The sequence below is a fragment of the uncultured Psychroserpens sp. genome (assembly GCF_947500255.1).
GTDB lineage: Bacteria > Bacteroidota > Bacteroidia > Flavobacteriales > Flavobacteriaceae > Psychroserpens.
Window position 1 is genome coordinate 214259 of the sequence record NZ_CANMRL010000002.1, and the last position, 18719, is coordinate 232977.

Sequence of the window (18719 nt, forward strand, 5' to 3'; positions counted from 1 at the left end):
AAAATGCAATAGATTAAAAAAGTTGCGTCTTTATAATTGAGAGCTGTAAAAAAGCACAATGAATGAATCAATCAAAAAATAGCGAAAAACTAAACACCTTTTTTAAAGAAGAGTATTCTTCCCTCAAATCTTATGTAAGTTCTAACTTAAAGGCTAGTGTTACTAGAGATGCAGAAGACATCATTCAAGATGTAGCTTTAAAGTTATTTACAAGTGCTGATAGATATTCTCCAATAAATAATGTAGCTGGTTTTGTGTATCGTGCCATGAGGAATAAAATCATCGATATTTTAAGATCAAATAAGAAGAACATAGAATATCACTCTCAAAATGAAACGAAGTTAAATGAATTTGCAGCTTTAATTTATGAAACAACATCAGATCTATATCCTGAACAAATGAAAGAAGAATTGAAAAAAGCAATTATTAACCTCAAGCCCAACTATAGAGATATAATTATAGCGATTGACTTTGAAGGTTATACCTATAAAGAAATAGAACTAGAAACTGGTATTCCAATTGGTACTTTAATGTCTAGAAGGCATAGAGCTATTTCACTACTGTACAAAAACTTAAAATCTAAACAAGAAATAATTAGTTAAAATAAAAAACATGTCAAATTACTTTAAACACAAAATGAGAGGCAAATCTCCAGGAGAAATTGCCGGAATGATAATCTTCGGAACGATATTCATAGCTGGATTAGCTATCCTGTTTGGCTTTGTAATCATGTGGCTTTGGAATTGGTTAATGCCAATGATTTTTGGGCTAACAACACTTACTTATTGGGAAGCTGTTGGTGTTTTTATATTATTTAAAATTCTTTTAGGTGGATGTGGTGGATTTGGAGGAAAAGACAAATCATCTACAAAAAAATCAAATTGTAAAAATGAACATAAAGGAGAGTTTTCAAAGTGGAAATATTATGACAACTTTTGGAAAGAAGAAGGAAACAAAGCCTATGAAGATTATGTAGATCGTATAACTAATAAAGAAGAACCCAATGATTAGTCCATTCTATTTAAAACATAAAAGTCATATGAATATCTATATATTTAAAACGAATATAGAAACAAAGAAAGAGGCAGATAACATAAAGAAAATGTTGAACTCTACTTTAGGAATAAAGCAATTCTCAATTGACCTAGAAGACGTTGACAAGGTATTAAGAATTGAAGCTCACAAGATCTTAGATGAGAGTAAAATAATAAATGAGGTAATCTCAGGAGGGTTTTCTTGTGAAGAACTAGAATAAAAATTAGAAAGACTAAAAATAAAAAGCACAATCTTAAGATTGTGCTTTTGTATATTGAAATACTTGTCTCTACAAGCTTTTACTAAATTTCTCTATCCGAGTCCCAAGCCTCTAAATAATCTTTTACAGCTTTAACGAATTGTCCTCCTAAAGCACCATTTACAACACGATGATCATAAGAGTGAGACATAAACATGCGGTAACGAATCCCAATAAAATCACCTTCTGGTGTTTCTACTACAGCAGGAACTTTTCTAATAGCTCCAAGTGCTAAGATACCAACTTGAGGTTGATTAATAATTGGTGTTCCCATGATACTTCCAAACGTTCCTACATTGGTTACTGTGTAAGTACCTCCCGATATATCATCTGGTTTAAGTTGATTCTCTCTAGCACGACCAGCTAAATCATTTACTTTTTTGGTCATTCCAACTAAGTTTAACTGATCAGCGTCTTTAATAACTGGCACAATAAGATTACCATCTGGTAATGCAGCTGCCATTCCTAGATTTATATGCTTTTTCTTAATAATAGAATCTCCTTGAACAGAGATATTCATCATTGGATAATCACGTAATGCTTTCGCTACAGCTTCCATAAAGATTGGTGTAAACGTCAAGTTTTCTCCTTCTCTTTGCTTAAACTCGTTTTTGACTTTATTACGCCAATTCCATATTTTAGTAACATCGGCTTCTATAAAACTTTGCACATGTGCTGAAGTTTGTACAGATTCGACCATATGATGCGCAATAAGTTTACCCATTCTAGTCATTTCAATGATCTCATCTTCACCACTAGCGACTACTGGAGCTGTTTTCTTCTCCACACCATTAGCTTGAGCAGGTGTTGCTTTAGGTGCTTCTTTAACAGGTGCCGACTGAGTACCTCTACTACCTAAATAGGCTAGCATATCATTTTTAGTTACGCGACCATCTTTACCTGATCCTGCAATTGCATCCAATTCTGTTTGAGAGATTCCTTCTTGCTTTGCTATATTTCTAACCAATGGTGAATAAAAACGATCACCTGAACTAACCACAGGAGCAACAGTTTCTTGAGCAACAACAACTGTTTTTGTCACTTCTGCAACAGCAGCAGGCTCAGCGACTTCGTGTTTAACTGGTTCTGTCTTAGGTGTTTCTATAGGTTGATTAGCCTCTCCATCTATTTCTATAACTGCAATCGTTTGACCTACTTGTACCACATCATCAACATCAAATAGTTTTTCTACTAAAACACCATCTACTTCACTAGGCACTTCACTATCTACCTTATCTGTTGCAATTTCAAAAACTGCTTCATCAGCTTCAATAGTATCACCTACGTCTTTTAACCAAGATGTAATAGTTGCCTCTGCAACACTCTCTCCCATTTTAGGAAGCTTTAGTTCAAATTTTGCCATATCTGTAATCTAAGGTCAATAATTGGTTTGTTGATTGCAAAATTAATGAAAAAACAACACAATTATTGAGATTATTTCAAATAATTATTATCTAAAAGAATATTACTTCTCCTCTACTTTTGGAGTCGTTACTTCCGATGATAAAGTTAGAATTTTTTGGTAGAATTTTAAATGTAGCTGTACAATTTTTAGGTGTATTGGATAGGATTTCGATAATTGACTTAAAACTAAGATGTTTGTTATCTAATACATATTCTGTATTGTCCTCATATGTTTCGATTTCAGGCTGAACTTTTAAACTACATTTTAAAGCAGTTTCTAATGCAATATTTATTTCCGAAGAAACTAATACATACTGGTTTATTTGTTTATTATTTCGTTCAGGAGAATGGCTAAAGAACGGACTTAATTTAATTCCAAACCAAACCAATGTATCAAAAATACTATTCGATTTGAAATGCTTGTTATAAAAGATTTGCATAGCGCCATAAAAGCGTTTAGCGTAAGTTTTATCCTTTAACGTACTTTCCCCTTTATAATGAATTGTAGATATGGCACCATGATATATACTTTGATATCCAGCTTTCAAAACTTTATAAGAAAAATCAATGTCCTCACCATACATAAAATAATCTTCATCAAACCCATTTACCTCTTTATATATAGTACGTTGCATGAGCATAAAAGCGCCTACAAAAATAGGTACTCGTCCTGTTCCGTTTTCTGCTAAGTTAGACACATAGTAAGATCTAGATAAACCAAGCATCTTCTTTACTGCTATAGCTGGTGTTGGGATATTACGTTTACTTTCTGGTAAAAATCGCCCTCGACCATCTATAAGTCGGCAAGACAGTATCCCTAATTTATTTTTTAATTCTGATAGCGTGAGTAATTTTTCAAATGTATCTTCGGCAACAACTGTATCTGGATTTAAAATACAAACATATTCACCTTTGGCATTGGCAACACCTATATTGTTGCCTTTAGAAAACCCGAAATTAGCCGTGTTCTCTATGAGTTTTACTTCAGGAAAACACTCTTTTATCATCGCACAGCTAGTATCTGATGACTGATTGTCAACCACAATAATCTCGCTCTCTATATTAATCAATGCCGCTTCGACACTTTTTAAGCAGAGCTCTAGAAAGTGGCGCACATTGTAATTTAATATGATTACGGATAGCTTCAATTAAGGACTAAGATTTTAAGGAGGCTTCAAACGGAATTCTATTAATAATACTGCGACCAAGTGTGACCTCATCGGTATATTCAAGCTCATTCCCTACAGAAATGCCTCTAGCGATCGTAGATGTTCTTATATCATAAGATTGAATCTGTTTATAAATATAGAAATTAGTGGTATCCCCTTCCATGGTTGAGCCCAATGCAAAAATAAGTTCCTTAACAGTTCCTTGTTTAACTTTCTCGACTAGTGATTGGATATTGAGTTCATTAGGTCCAATCCCATCCATTGGTGATATTTTTCCACCTAATACATGATACAATCCTTTAAAAGAACTTGTATTCTCTATAGCCATAACATCTCTAATATCTTCTACAACACACACAATATCTTCAACTCTATTCGGATTGGCACAAATTTCACAAACATCAGTATCACTAATATTGTGACAATTTTTACAAAATTTGATATCAGTACGCATAGTACTTAGAGCTTTTGCAAAATCTAATGTTTGCTCTTTTGGTTGTCGCAATAGATGCAATACTAAACGCAGTGCCGTTCGCTTACCAACTCCTGGTAATTGTGACATTTCATTAACTGCATTCTCTAGTAATTTTGAAGAAAATTCCATAGTTGCTAATTTACAATTTGTAATGTAATTTACAGAGACATTGTACAAAAAAACCACCATGATAACTCACAGTGGTTTTATATTGTGTTAGACGATTGGTCTATTCTATAATAAGCTTTTTAGTTACAAACCCATTAGTGTTATTGATCTTAACAAAATAAAGACCAGATGCATAGTTTGAAACATCAATAGATGTCGGTTCAGAAATATTCTTATTCTTAGTAAAATACATTAACTTACCTAAGGCATCGTATATTCTAATCGATACTGGCTCGCTCTTATCCCAACTTAAAGTTATATTATTTTTAGCAGGATTTGGGTATAGATTAAACGATTCTAGATCGAATTCAGAAACACTTAATGTAGCATCAAAAACATCAGATCTCCACAAACCACGACCATAAGTTCCTGCGTATATTTTACCATCTGCGCTATTGATTTCCAGTTCACTAACACGAACATTTGGCAAACCATTATTGAACGGTACCCAAGCGTTACTCGTTGTATCATCTAGATAGTAAACACCATAGTTCATACCAACGTAAATACCATTATCATCATTATCTTGAAATGCTACAGCAAGGGCTGTAAAGTTTGGTAATCCAGTTCCTAGCGGATTCCATGTTACTCCGCTATCTGTACTTAAATAAACTTTTTGAGCTCCAAATCCAGAACTGGCTACAGCTACCTTTGAGGGATCTGTTGGATGTACTGCAATATCATTAATTCTAGCAGTAAAACCTAAGTTCAATCCCGTAGCTTGTGACCAAATAGCACCTCCATTAGTAGTACGATATAATATGTCATTAATAGAAATATACATGACATCATTATCTGCAGGAGATATTTTAAGGTCATCAATATCTGCACCATAATTTGGTGAAATAGAAGCCCATGTACCACCACCATCTGTAGATTTATATACTTCATCAAACGCACAATAAATCACATTAGCATCAATAGGGTCTTGCTCGAATGGCACTATCCAATTCCAGTTGTTCTGACCTCCTTTACCATCTGGCTGAGAAATTCCTGCTAGATTAACACCTCCATTAAAGGTTTTATAAAATGATCCAAATTGACTCGTTCCATACATGATTTGAGAATCGTTCTTATCAACAAAACTTTCCATACCATCAGCACCTAACCAGTCTGTCCAATTTCCATTAACATCCATTACAGATGTACCATTATCTTGTGCACCACCAGTGACAACAACAGGATCTGTTTGGCTTACTCCAATTTTATAAAACTGACGTATTCCAATACCATTTGTTAGATCTGTATAGTAATTGCTATTTACAGCGCTTGTATTATTTGCCACATAGCAGCCTCCATCTGTTCCAACGTATAATTTGTAGCCATCGGTACTATTTCCAACAAATTCTAAAATATCAACATCGGCATGACAATACCCTATATTATTGAATGAAGCACCACCAACAGTCCATTGAGATGTAATAGAAAATGTAGCACCTCCATTAATTGATCTCCAAGTATTAATTCCTGCTATATGTACTTCGTTCACATCGGCAGGGTTAACAGCTATATCCATATCTCTAGGCGCCTGACCTAGATTATCATCGGCTAAAGTCTCATAACCAAAGTAATTTTTTCCGGCATGACTCAAGCCGATAAATGAATCACCAGAGTTTGTTGATCTATAGAAACCACCAAATCTTCCGCCATCTGCTTCAACTACATATACTGTACTAGGGTCATCAGCAGAAACACCAATCATTTTTGGTCCATTACTAAAATCGGTAGTGTTTTCTGCAAAAGAACCGCCACCATTTGTTGATTTATAAAAACTAGAACCTGTTGCATATACGACACTTGCATCTCCAGGTTTAAATTCTACATCATAGGCACTACCACTAAAAACCTGTATCCAGTTTTGTCCATTATCAAATGATTTGTGAAACCCGCCACCTTGTGCTGTACAGTACATTTTGGTACTTCCAGGTGTAGGATCAATCAATATTTTATTTACGGCTCCATTTCCAATATCAGAATAAAAATTCCATGTAACTCCAGAATCGGTAGATCTAAAAATAGTTCCACCAGTTGATCCCCAATAATAATGCGTTGGATTTTTTGGATCTATCGCTACTGCATAAACATCAATATTTGATAAATTATCTGTTAAAACGGTCCAGGTTTGTCCAGCATCTGTAGAACGCCAAATACCTCCAGTTTCTGCACCAACTATAATAGTTGTAAGCATTGTTGGATCAACAGCTATAGATGTAATACGTCCAACACCAGGATTCCAACCAGATGTTGCATTCCATGAGGTTGGTCCCATTTCTTCCCAAGTACCTACAGTTGTTCTAGACAATTGATCTTGATTAGAATTTTGTAAGGCAATGTAATTTTCTAATTCTTCTTGAAAGTATTCAGGCGACTTTAATTTTCCTGTAGCATCCATATTACGCTCGGCGTTATAAAGCCATCTTCTGTAGGACTTATATCCAGTACCTCGACCAGTACCAGCGTTTTCAAAATAAGATTCTGCTGCTGTAATAATCTCTGCAACAGTGTAGGTGCCTTCAGCAATCATATCTCTATAGTTCTGAGAGAATACTGTAAAGGAAAAAGAAGCGATGGTTAAAAAAGTAAGTATCTTTTTCATTTAAATAAATTTAGGTTAAAATTAGCCTATAGAAAAACACATAGCACTAGCTTTTCTTTAAGTTTAATTTTAATTAGTTAATATTGTTTGCAATTTTTTAGCTAAAATAAGACATTTCATTCAAAAATCTGTTAAAACCTCAATTATGTCGACAAACGCCATCATTTTACTCATTCTAGCCTATTTTGGCGTGCTTATTTTAATTTCGTATTTCACAGGAAAAGAAGATTCTAACGAAGCCTTTTTTAAAGCTAATAAATCTGCACCATGGTACCTAGTAGCGTTTGGTATGATAGGCGCTTCTCTCTCTGGAGTTACCTTTATTTCTGTTCCTGGAGCTGTTGAAGCTAAGCAATTTGGTTATTTTCAGGTGGTTATTGGATACTTTTTTGGATACCTCATCATTGCTTATGTGTTGCTTCCACTGTATTACAAAATGAACCTTACGTCTATTTACACTTATTTAAAAGAACGTTTTGGAACGACAAGTTATAAAACAGGTTCTATCGCTTTTCTAATATCTAGAACTGTTGGTGCATCCTTTAGGTTATTTCTTGTTGCTAAAGTTTTGCAATTGTTAGTATTTAATAATTTCAATATTCCTTTTCCAGTAACTGTTGTCATTACAATTGCCTTAATTTGGTTGTATACATTTAGAGGAGGCATTAAAACTATAATTTTCACAGACACGCTTCAAACACTTTTTATGTTAGTTTCGGTAGTTGTCACAATTTCTTTTTTAGCAACTGCATTGGATTTAAACAGTATTTCTGAACTATATAATAATGTTGCTGAAAGCAAACTGAGTAAAGTCTTTTTCTTAGATGATGTTAATGATGCGCAGTACTTTATTAAAAGTTTTCTGGCTGGTGTCTTTATAACAATTACCATGACTGGTCTTGATCAGGATATGATGCAAAAAAACTTAACCTGTAAAAACTTAAAAGACGCTCAAAAAAACATGGTGAGTTTTAGTGTTATTTTAGTATTTGTGAATATTCTTTTCTTAACATTAGGATTATTGCTAACGCAATATGCAGCACAGCATGGCATTACAGCAAAAAAAGACGATTTGTTCCCAACTATTGCGATGTTACCTGAAATTGGAGTAGTAACCTCTGCTTTCTTTTTATTAGGTTTAATTGCAGCCGCCTATTCGAGTGCAGATAGTGCACTAACATCTTTAACAACATCTTTTTGCATAGATATTATCGAGTTAGATAAAAAACCAAAAGAAGATCAAAAAAGAGTTCGCAAACAAATTCATGTCTTATTTAGCGTTATCCTTGTTATCGTTATTATCTTATTTGATCTTTTATTTAAAGATGTTTCTGTGATCTGGGAATTATTTAAGGCAGCGGGATACACATACGGACCTTTACTTGGGTTATTTGCTTTTGGAATTTTAACAAAAAAGCACTTAAAAGATAAATACGTGTGGATTATTGCAATAGTTGCTCCAATTGTATCATACTTTATAAATATGTATTCTGTAGATCTATTAAATGGCTACCAAATAGGATTTGAGATTTTAATAGTAAACGGTTTACTTACCTTTTTAGGCTTACTATGTATTTCAAAAAGATCGGAAGTTAGTATTGATTAGTACCCAATAAAACTAGCGTACATGCTTCTTCAAAATAAATATCTGCTTGTTTTAAGAGGTTTTGAAATTCAGAATTCTCAGTTCCAGGATTAAAAATGATGCGTTCAGGTTGTAATCCTATGATATAATCGTAAAAGGCTTTTTGGCGTGCCGGATTTAAATACAAAGTTACCGTATGTATGTCTTTGTAAGGCATTAAATGTGTATCTATAGTAACTCCAGACACTATTCCTTCTCTCAAACCAATGGCTACGACCTCATGGTTATATTTAACTAGTCTATTCATCGCAATATTAGAATATCGCTGTGGTTTAATTGAGGCACCCAGCACTAGTGTCTTTTTGTTCATGATACATTTATTTATGACAAAAATAATGTTCCAATTTATATTGTTATGGTTCAAATGTTAAAAAGATGTTAAGTAATGTTAAAAAAAGTAACACTATTATAAAGTTGTCGTCTATGAAATAACAACCGCTCCTATTGAGCGAAAAAGACTAATCAATCAAATCAATCAAAAAATGAAAAAAATCACACAATTGTGCATTTTTCTATTTGCCCTTATGGCATTTGCACAACCCTCAGAATCAGAATTAAGAGATGGTACGGTATCTGGTCGTGTTATCGACGCGAAATTAAATCAGCCCTTACCATATGTAAATGTTATTGTAAAAGATTCTAAAGATGTTATTATTACAGGTGGAATCACAGATGATAAGGGTAAATTCAAAATTGAAAAACTACCTGAAGGTCCTATTAAAGTTGAGATTACTTACATTGGTTACAAGAGTGTAATGAAGGAAGCTACTATTGGTAAAGACAACTATAATATCAAATTTGGCGACATCTTAATTGAAGAAGACGCCGAGAGTTTAGAAGAAGTTACAGTAGTTGCTGAAATATCAACTATTCAGCAAAAAATAGATCGAAAAGTTATTAATATAGGTAAAGATCTAACAACCTCTGGACCGACAGCTTCAGACATAATGAATAATATCCCATCTGTTAATGTAGATCAACAGACTGGTGATATTTCTTTACGAGGTAATCAAAATGTTCAGGTTATGGTAGATGGTAAACTATCTAATATTCCTGCAGCACAATTATTAAAACAAATTCCTTCTACATCAATCAAACAAATCGAATTGATTACAAACCCTTCAGCAAAATATAATCCTGAAGGTATGAGTGGAATTATTAATATCATTCTTCATAAAAATGTAAATATCGGCTTTAATGGTAATGCTAATGTAGGTCTAAGCTATCAATTAGAACCTAAGTTCAATAGTTCTATTGATATGAATTATAGAAATGGTAAACTTAATTTCTACGGAAGTTATGGTAATAACATTTCAGATAATAGAAATACAGGGTTATTAACACAAACAGAAGCTGATGTATCACAAACCTTTAACTTTTTAGATCAACGTAATTCACACTTATTTAAAGTAGGAGTCGATTATTATATCAACGATAAAAACACTTTCTCAATATTTACCAACCAAAACATTTTTGATGGAGGTACTTTAGGGGAAACTAACTTATTCTCTATCAGTAATCCGTCTATAGGACAACTGCAAACCTTTGATAATGTAAATGAAAATGAGAGTCAGCAGTACAATGTAAATTATAAATTAGATTTTGATAAAGAAGGACACAACATCGAATTAGAAGTTGACCATAATCTCTTTGATAGTGACTTAGTAACGGTTAACCGCTTTACGGGAGTTGATGCAAGACCTAACTTTGATGAATTTACAGATACCGAACGTAACCGAACAACAATCAACTTAGATTACGTGAACCCATTATCAGAAACAGCAAAATTAGAATTAGGGCTTCAGGCGCGATTATTTGATAATTCGATCGGTTATAATTCTGATGCTAGAGTAAGAAATGAATTTGGAGATTACATTCCAACTCAAACACTTTTTGATTACGAAAGAAACATTTACTCTGCTTACGCAACTTATGGTAAAAAGAAAGACAAATGGTCATACCAAGTTGGTTTAAGAGCAGAAAGTGTTCAAGTTGAAGCTTTGGCTATCGATACAGATTTAACTAATGATACAACGACAAATTTTCCTTTTGAAAATGATTATTTCCAAGTATATCCATCTGCGTTTGTTACCTATAATCCTTCGGAAAAAAATTCATATCAGTTTAGTTATAGTAGACGTGTAGATCGCCCTGGTGTTGGTCAAGTAAATCCTATTCCTGAATTTAATACACCTTTGATTTCTCAATTTGGTAATCCAGAATTAGAACCACAGTTCACCAATTCAGTAGAAGTTAATTATACTAGAAATTTAGAAAAAGGAAGTATCACAGCTGGAGTTTTCTATAGACTTATAGAAGATGAAATTAACCAAGGTGTTTTTGTAGATCGTTCAGATCTAGGTTCTGGTCGTGTGATTTTAACCAATGACAATTTTGATAATACATCTGCCTATGGTGTTGAGATATCTAGTAGTTACAGACCAACAAAATGGTGGAGTTTAAATGCGAGTTTTGATTTATATGCTCGTAAACAAACTGGAATTGCTGAATCTTTAGACCCAACAATTATAAATCCGACAGAAGCAGATATCGCTCTCAATGAAGTTGAAGTAGATAATATCATATATAACTTTAGAGTATTTAACAACTTTAAAGCAAGCAAAAAATTATCATTCTCTGCATTTGCTATGTATAGAGGAAAAGATACTGGATTAAACTTTGAAATGGATCCAATGTACTTTGTAAACTTAGGAATGCGTTACAGCTTTCTTGAAGATAATAGAGCAACATTTAGCATGAACTTTAATAATGTATTTGATACTCAAGAAATTTCTATTGTAAGTGAACGTCCATTTAGACAAACAGTAGATTTTCAACCAGAATTCAACACCATATTTGTAGGATTATCTTACCGATTTGGAGGTGGAAAATACAGAGCTAAATCTCGTAAAAGACGTGATAATGATGAAAAATCAGGAGGAGGAATCCTTTAAAAAGATGTTTAGTAACCTACATATAATAGTTGATGGTTAGTGTTAATGTTTGGTTATTAAATAAGAAAACCCAAGGCTTTTAGTCTTGGGTTTTTGCTTTTATATAATCACATTGTGTAATGATTTGTTTTGTATTACGACTTAACTGAAGTAAAGTTAGTTTTTTACATGTTAAAATTTTCGAGAAATAAAATTGATTAGTAGCAAGAAATCCGGAACCAAAATGTTTCGGATTTTTTTATGACTTCGGTTTAAAAGTTAATTGATGTTAAAAATGTTAAGAGATAAAATAAAACACACTTTTTAGCGTCTATAGGTTGTGATAAGTTTTAAAGCTAATCAGTTTAAAAAAATCACTGTTTTATAGTTTTAGTGTTTTTAGTAAAATTGGTTAATAGCAGAAAAATCCCAAAGTTCACGCTTTGGGATTTTTTGTATCTAAGACTGTTTTCTAGCTCTATTACGAATCCCCAAAATTCCTAAAACAATCATAACAACTCCACAAGCCATTCCTAAATATTTATTTTCCAATGCATCATAAAATTTGAATAGTACTATAAATCCAAAAATAATTACTGCGAGTCCACCTCCCAAAGCCCCTTTTCTCAACGAATTTGACATTATTAAATAATTAAAAGTTAGATGATAAAAATAGAGATGATATATGATCAAAACGAATCTAATGATAAACACTTCATAAGCGTATCATATTAATTCATATATAAAAATCCCAAAGTTTTCACTTTGGGATTTTCTCTTATAATTATTCAAAAAAACTCTTAAACCTTGCTTTATCTTTGCAATAGGATTGGTTCGTTTATTAATAGATGCTGAAACTGTAAAAAGGTTGCTTCAATGTCTATTATTTTTTTTCATTACCACTTCATAATTACACTTCCCCAAGTAAATCCGCTACCAAAAGCAGCCAGTACAACAGTATCTCCTTCTTTAACTTTTCCTTCTTCCCATGCTTCAGTTAATGCAATCGGGATAGATGCAGCAGTTGTATTTCCATACTTTTGAATATTATTGAACACTTGATTGTCCTCTAACTTAAACTTTCGTTGGATAAATTGTGCTATACGTAAATTTGCTTGATGCGGAATGAGCATATCAATATCATCAACCTGAAGTTGGTTTTTCATCAAACCTTCCATAATCACCTCACTAAAACGAACAACTGCGTTTTTAAATACAAATTGACCATTCATATAAGGAAAATAGCTTTCATCATTTGGATTATTCTCGGCAATAATATCATTAACCCAACGCTTACCCATACCTGGAGCAATCAATACTAATTCTTCAGCATGTTCACCTTGTGAATGCAAATGGGTAGATAAAATACCTTTGGTTGTATCTTCTTCTCTAGTGAGTACTGCAGCTCCTGCTCCATCACCAAAAATTACCGAAACACCACGACCACGAGTCGTTTTATCTAATCCGTAAGAATGTAATTCACTACCAATAACTAATATATTTTTATACATTCCTGTTTTTATAAAATTGTCGGCTACAGAAATAGCATAAACAAAACCAGAGCATTGATTACGAACATCTAATGCACCAACAGTTTTAATATCTAAAGCATGTTGCACTTGTACTCCTGGACCAGGAAAATACATATCTGGACTTAAGGTCGCAAAAATGATAAAATCGATATCATCTTTATCTATACCTGCACGATCAATGGCTACTTTAGCAGCTTTTACTCCCATTGTTGCAGTGGTGTCACCAGAACCTTTTACAACCCATCGACGTTCTTTTATTCCAGTTCGCTCCTGAATCCATTCATCATTAGTATCCATCATTTTGGATAAATCGTCATTAGTCACCACATTATCTGGAACATAGTGTCCCAAACCTATTATCTTGGAATTGTACATAGTAAAATTTAGTATTAAATAAGTATACAAATTTAACCATTTCAGAATGAAACCCATTTGCATTCGTTATGCATGCATAATAATATGAGTTTAATGTAAAAAATACATCAATTTTAACATCGAAATTTTTAATTGAAACTGCAATTTTAAGTACCTTAAGGGTCTAACAAAATTTAGATATAAAATGAAACGTTTAATTCAACTATTTAGCTTTTTTATACTTTTTGGTAGCTATGCACAACAAAATTTAAGTTACCAGCAACCACCAGAAGATATTCTCGAACTCGCCGATGTAGATCTGGCTCCAGGTGTACAAATCGATAGTAAAGGTGAACACATGGTGTTACTCTATCGTAATCAATACAAGTCTATAGCCGAATTATCTGAAACAGAATTAAGATTAGCTGGACTTAGAATAAATCCAGTAACTAATATTGGAAGTAGAACACGTTATTTCACAAATATCAAAGTAAAGAAAACCGATGACAAAGATGCAAAGCAGGTCTCTGGGCTGCCAGACGATGCCAGATTATCAGGTTTTAGATGGTCTCCAGATGAGTCAATGATAGCTTGTTTAAATACAACAGCCTCTGGTGTGGAGGTTTGGGTGTTACATATTGCAGAAGCAAAAGTTACCAAACTTACAGGTCCTAAAGTTAATGCCAACATGGGAAGCACAATAAATTGGTTTAAAGACAATACGAATCTATTGGTTAAGATGTTACCAAGCAATAGAAAAGAACTTATAAATACTGCTGTTGCTGTTCCAACTGGACCAACAATTTCGGTGAGTGATGGTTCTAAAGCACAAAACAGAACCTATCAAGATCTATTAAAAACACCAAACGATGAATTTAATTTTGAACAATTAGCACTTTCAGAAATTAAAAAAGTTTCTATTAATGGCGGTATTGAGGATTTTCTTAGTCCTGATATGTATCGCGGAATTAGTTTCTCACCAGATGGCAATTATGTAAATGTCATGAAGATAAAACGACCATATTCTTACCTAGTAACTTATACTCGATTTCCAAATGAGAGCACCATTTATGATATGAATGGAAAGAAAATTACAACAGTTAATGATGTTCCATTAGATGAAGTAAGACCTAAAGGATTTATGGCCACTCGTAAAGGAAAACGTAGTATGTCTTGGCGTGCTGATCAACCTGCAACTTTAGTTTGGGCAGAAGCGCTTGATGGCGGAGACCCTGCCGTTGAAGTTGATTTTAGAGATGCTGTATATGAACTTAAGGCACCTTTTAATGGCAAACCTCGAGAAATTTTAAAAACAAAACAACGCTTTGGTGGTATTCAATGGGGAAATGAAAACACAGCTATAGCTTACGATTATTGGATCAATACGAGAAACACTAAAACTTATGTTTTTAATCCATCAAACAACAAAGTGGCTCCTAAAATTATATCCGACAGAAATTACCAAGATGTCTATAGTGATCCAGGAGACCTAGTCACTTCAAAGAACACCTATGGACGCTATACTTTTGAAATAAATGGTGATAAAATATACCTTATGGGTGATGGTTATACTAAAGAAGGTCAATTTCCTTTTATAGATGAATATAATCTAAAAACTAATAAAACAAAACGTCTCTATCAATCTGAATACAAAGACAAATTAGAGAATCTAAACTCGGCAATCGATATGAAAAAAGGCAAGATCCTTGTGCGTATCGAATCGCCTACCGAGTACCCAAATTATTACATTAGAAATATTAACAAGAAAAATGATCTTACAGCTATTACCACATTTGACAATCCGTTTAAAAGTCTAGAAAAAATCAATAAAAGTGTTATCAGTTACAAACGAGATGATGGTTTAGATTTAGAAGGAACGTTGTATTTACCTCTAGATTACGAGGAAGGAAAAAAATACCCAATGATTTTATGGGCTTATCCTCGTGAATATAAAGACAAATCAAGCGCTTCTCAAAGCACAGCAAATCCGAATGAATTTGTATATCCATATTGGGGCTCACCAATCTATTGGGTTACTAGAGGTTATGTCGTGTTAGATGATGCAGCATTTCCAATTGTTGGTGAAGGCACCGAAGAGCCTAATGATTCATTTAGAACACAGCTCGTTGCCAACGGAAAAGCGGCTATTGACGCTGTTGATAATTTAGGTTATATCGATAGAGATAAAGTGGCTGTTGGTGGACATAGCTATGGTGCTTTTATGACGGCAAATCTTTTATCTCATTCCGATCTTTTTGCTGCTGGAATTGCTAGAAGTGGTGCATATAATAGAACATTAACACCTTTTGGCTTTCAAAGTGAAGAACGCAGTTACTGGGAATCTCCAGAAGTTTACTACAATATGTCACCATTTATGCATGCCGACAAAATGAAAACACCTCTTTTACTTATTCATGGTGTGGCCGACAATAACTCTGGTACCTATCCGTTACAAAGCGAGCGCTATTTCAATGCTTTAAAAGGGTTAGGCGCGACAGTACGTCTAGTCATGTTACCAAAAGAAAGTCATGGCTATGCTGCGAAAGAATCCATAATGCATATGCTTTGGGAACAAGATCAATGGTTAGAAAAGCATGTGAAAAATAAAGGTGAAGAGGAAGAGCCAATAAGCACTACCGAATCGAAAATAAAAAACTAAGACTTAGTTATAACATAAAAGCCATTCTTTCTTGAATGGCTTTTTTTATGTCATCTTGTCATAATCTATCTATTGGTATTTTATTTGCCTACTTCTTAATGTTCAAATTAATTATAATAAAATAGATATATCATGACAAAAGGAAACATTAATGTATCGGTAGAAAATATTTTTCCGCTCATTAAAAAATTCTTGTATAGCGACCACGAAATCTTTTTACGTGAGTTGATAAGTAATGCTACAGATGCTACACTTAAGCTAAAACATCTCACCAGTATTGGTGATTCGAAAAGTGAATATGGGAATCCGCAAATTGAAGTTAAAATCGATAAGGATGCTAAAAAACTTCATATTATAGATCAAGGTTTAGGAATGACAGCAGAAGAGGTTGAGAAATACATCAACCAAGTAGCATTTTCTGGAGCCGAAGAATTCTTAGACAAGTATAAAGATGCTGCTAAGGACTCTGGAATTATTGGTCATTTCGGTCTCGGGTTCTACTCGGCCTTTATGGTTGCTGAAAAAGTAGAGATTATTACTAAGTCGCATAAAGATGAGCCTGCTGCACATTGGACTTGCGATGGATCTCCTGAATTTACTTTAGAGGAATCGGATAAAACCGAAAGAGGAACTGAGATCATCCTTCATATTGCCGAAGACTCTACAGAGTTTTTAGAAGAAGGTCGCATTGGTGAACTACTGTCAAAGTATAATAAGTTTATGCCTATTCCGATCAAATTTGGAATGAAAACTGAAACACTTCCAAAACCAGAAGATGCAAAAGAGGAAGACCCAGCGCCAACTCAAGAAGTAGACAACATCATCAATAATCCAAATCCAGCTTGGACAAAACAACCAACAGATTTAGAAGAAGATGATTACAAAAATTTCTACAGAGAGTTGTATCCAATGCAATTTGAAGAGCCTTTATTTAACATTCATCTTAATGTTGATTATCCGTTCAACTTAACAGGGATTTTATATTTCCCTAAAATGACTAACGATCTAAACATTCAAAAAGATCGTATTCAGTTATATCAAAATCAAGTATTTGTTACCGATAATGTTGAAGGTATCGTTCCTGAGTTTTTAACCATGCTTCGAGGTGTAATCGATTCACCAGACATTCCGTTAAATGTTTCTCGTAGTTATTTACAAGCTGATGGTGCAGTAAAGAAAATTTCATCATATATCACACGTAAAGTGGCAGATAAGCTGAAATCTTTATTCAATGCTAATCGTGAAGATTTCGAGAAGAAATGGGATGATATCAAAATCGTTATTGAATACGGAATGCTTTCCGAAGAAAAATTCTTTGATAAAGCCGATGCATTTGCTTTATATCCAACAGTTGATGGCACGTACTATACTTATGAAGAATTATATAATAAGATCAAAGCCAAACAAACCAATAAAGATGATAAATTGGTAATCTTATATGCGTCTGATACAGATGCACAACATTCTTACATTGAAGCTGCAAAAGCTAAAGGTTATGAAGTGTTATTATTAGATTCGCCAATTGTATCACATTTAATTCAGAAATTAGAAACGACAAAAGAGAATATTTCTTTTGCGCGTGTCGATGGAGATCATATAGATAACTTAATCAAGAAAGAAGACACGTCTATTTCAAAATTATCTGAGGAAGAAAAAACGAAATTGGATGAGTTATTAAAAGAAGTTATTCCAGCAGAAAAATTTTCTATACAATTAGAAGCAATGGACAGTGATGCTTCTCCATTTATCATTACACAACCCGAGTTTATGCGTCGTATGAAAGAGATGCAACAAACTGGCGGAGGCGGTGGTATGTTTGGTATGGGTAATATGCCAGAGATGTATAATCTTGTGGTCAATACCAACTCAGAATTAGTTGGTGACATACTTAATACCAAAACCAAAAAGAAACAAGAACGCTTGATTAATCAAAGTTTAGACTTAGCACGTTTATCTCAAGGATTACTTAAAGGTGAAGAATTGACAAACTTTATCAAGCGTAGCTATGATATGATTAAGTAAACTTTATGATTACTTAAAAATTTATAATTAAAAAAGCCAAAACATTCGTTTTGGCTTTTTCGTGCAAATACTCCAAAGTTATATTAACCAACTTTAGATTTAACATAGTCTTCAACTTGATCTGATGGTATTTCTTTTACATCAACTATAAAATCACCATTAGCACCAGAGATGACAATCTTTGGAGTAAACTGTCCTGGAAATGAGCCTTTAACTTTGTAAGGTGTTGTTCCTTGTCCTAATGGGCCAGTCCATCCCATAGAGTCTATTTTTAATCCTCCTACAAAGTGAGCATCTCGTGTTAAACTAAATCCATATGAATAGTTTTGTGCGTCACCTTCTACTTCAATAACAAAAATTCCAGGTGTACGTAAACCAGTCCATAAATACGTCGCTGTTGTCTTACTTGCATCAACAGGTTGTTTCTTATAAAATCCCATAATATAATATTTTAGAGTTACCTACTCT

Annotated in this window: 15 protein-coding genes; 7 read left to right on the plus strand and 8 right to left on the minus strand. The window is 33.5% G+C overall.

The features are described from left to right. Nucleotides 1-62: 62 nt before the first annotated feature. The 3 genes from Q0783_RS07690 to Q0783_RS07700 are packed head-to-tail and all read left to right on the plus strand — an operon-like array spanning nt 63 to nt 1255. On the plus strand, nt 63-602 hold the full coding sequence (locus Q0783_RS07690) for an RNA polymerase sigma factor (protein WP_298894323.1): 540 nt from the start codon (nt 63-65) through the stop codon (nt 600-602). A 10-nt stretch (nt 603-612) separates the two neighbouring features. After that, nucleotides 613-1011 carry a hypothetical protein gene (locus Q0783_RS07695; protein ID WP_298894324.1) on the plus strand — a complete coding sequence of 133 codons (399 nt, stop codon included), beginning with the start codon at nt 613-615 and terminating at the stop codon, nt 1009-1011. A 28-nt stretch (nt 1012-1039) separates the two neighbouring features. Next, entirely contained in the window at nt 1040-1255 is a 216-nt protein-coding gene (locus Q0783_RS07700; protein WP_298894325.1) for a methyltransferase type 11, read from the plus strand. 82 nt (nt 1256-1337) lie between these two features. Here Q0783_RS07700 and Q0783_RS07705 read toward each other — a convergent pair whose 3' ends face one another. From Q0783_RS07705 to Q0783_RS07720, 4 genes are all read right to left on the minus strand, one after another. Next, nucleotides 1338-2657 carry a dihydrolipoamide acetyltransferase family protein gene (locus Q0783_RS07705; protein WP_298894326.1) on the minus strand — a complete coding sequence of 440 codons (1320 nt, stop codon included), beginning with the start codon at nt 2655-2657 and terminating at the stop codon, nt 1338-1340. Nucleotides 2658-2748: 91 nt separating this feature from the next. Then, the gene (locus tag Q0783_RS07710) at nt 2749-3846 is read right to left on the minus strand and encodes a glycosyltransferase family 2 protein (RefSeq protein WP_298894327.1); all 1098 of its coding nucleotides are present in this window, start codon (nt 3844-3846) and stop codon (nt 2749-2751) included. 7 nt (nt 3847-3853) lie between these two features. After that, nucleotides 3854-4471: a recombination mediator RecR gene (recR, locus tag Q0783_RS07715; protein ID WP_298894328.1), complete on the minus strand. Its 618-nt coding sequence runs from the start codon at nt 4469-4471 to the stop codon at nt 3854-3856. A gap of 100 nt (nt 4472-4571) precedes the next feature. Beyond that, nucleotides 4572-7106, minus strand: a complete 2535-nt coding sequence (locus Q0783_RS07720) for a T9SS type A sorting domain-containing protein (protein ID WP_298894329.1) — start codon at nt 7104-7106, stop codon at nt 4572-4574. 145 nt (nt 7107-7251) lie between these two features. On the opposite strand from Q0783_RS07720, the gene Q0783_RS07725 reads away from it, so the two are divergent. Next, the gene (locus Q0783_RS07725) at nt 7252-8712 is read left to right on the plus strand and encodes a sodium:solute symporter (RefSeq protein ID WP_298894330.1); all 1461 of its coding nucleotides are present in this window, start codon (nt 7252-7254) and stop codon (nt 8710-8712) included. On the opposite strand, the gene Q0783_RS07730 is transcribed toward Q0783_RS07725, so the two are convergent. Continuing rightward, nucleotides 8699-9061 carry a CoA-binding protein gene (locus Q0783_RS07730; RefSeq protein ID WP_298758185.1) on the minus strand — a complete coding sequence of 121 codons (363 nt, stop codon included), beginning with the start codon at nt 9059-9061 and terminating at the stop codon, nt 8699-8701. The two genes, Q0783_RS07725 and Q0783_RS07730, sit on opposite strands and share 14 nt — an antisense overlap. A gap of 172 nt (nt 9062-9233) precedes the next feature. On the opposite strand from Q0783_RS07730, the gene Q0783_RS07735 reads away from it, so the two are divergent. Next, nucleotides 9234-11705 (plus strand): TonB-dependent receptor, encoded by a 2472-nt coding sequence (locus tag Q0783_RS07735; protein ID WP_298894331.1) that lies wholly within the window; start codon nt 9234-9236, stop codon nt 11703-11705. 438 nt (nt 11706-12143) lie between these two features. On the opposite strand, the gene Q0783_RS07740 is transcribed toward Q0783_RS07735, so the two are convergent. Both Q0783_RS07740 and Q0783_RS07745 read right to left on the minus strand, forming a co-directional pair. After that, nucleotides 12144-12326, minus strand: a complete 183-nt coding sequence (locus tag Q0783_RS07740; RefSeq protein WP_298894332.1) for a hypothetical protein — start codon at nt 12324-12326, stop codon at nt 12144-12146. Nucleotides 12327-12580: 254 nt separating this feature from the next. Continuing rightward, the gene (locus Q0783_RS07745) at nt 12581-13591 is read right to left on the minus strand and encodes a beta-ketoacyl-ACP synthase III (RefSeq protein ID WP_298894333.1); all 1011 of its coding nucleotides are present in this window, start codon (nt 13589-13591) and stop codon (nt 12581-12583) included. A gap of 184 nt (nt 13592-13775) precedes the next feature. Between Q0783_RS07745 and Q0783_RS07750 the strand changes: the two genes are divergently transcribed. Both Q0783_RS07750 and htpG read left to right on the plus strand, forming a co-directional pair. Next, on the plus strand, nt 13776-16229 hold the full coding sequence (locus Q0783_RS07750) for a prolyl oligopeptidase family serine peptidase (RefSeq protein ID WP_298894334.1): 2454 nt from the start codon (nt 13776-13778) through the stop codon (nt 16227-16229). 132 nt (nt 16230-16361) lie between these two features. Further along, on the plus strand, nt 16362-18251 hold the full coding sequence (gene htpG, locus Q0783_RS07755) for a molecular chaperone HtpG (RefSeq protein ID WP_298894335.1): 1890 nt from the start codon (nt 16362-16364) through the stop codon (nt 18249-18251). 83 nt (nt 18252-18334) lie between these two features. On the opposite strand, the gene Q0783_RS07760 is transcribed toward htpG, so the two are convergent. After that, a complete protein-coding gene (locus Q0783_RS07760; protein ID WP_230936365.1) occupies nt 18335-18691 on the minus strand; it encodes a hypothetical protein in 357 nt (118 codons plus the stop codon). Nucleotides 18692-18719 lie beyond the last annotated feature (28 nt).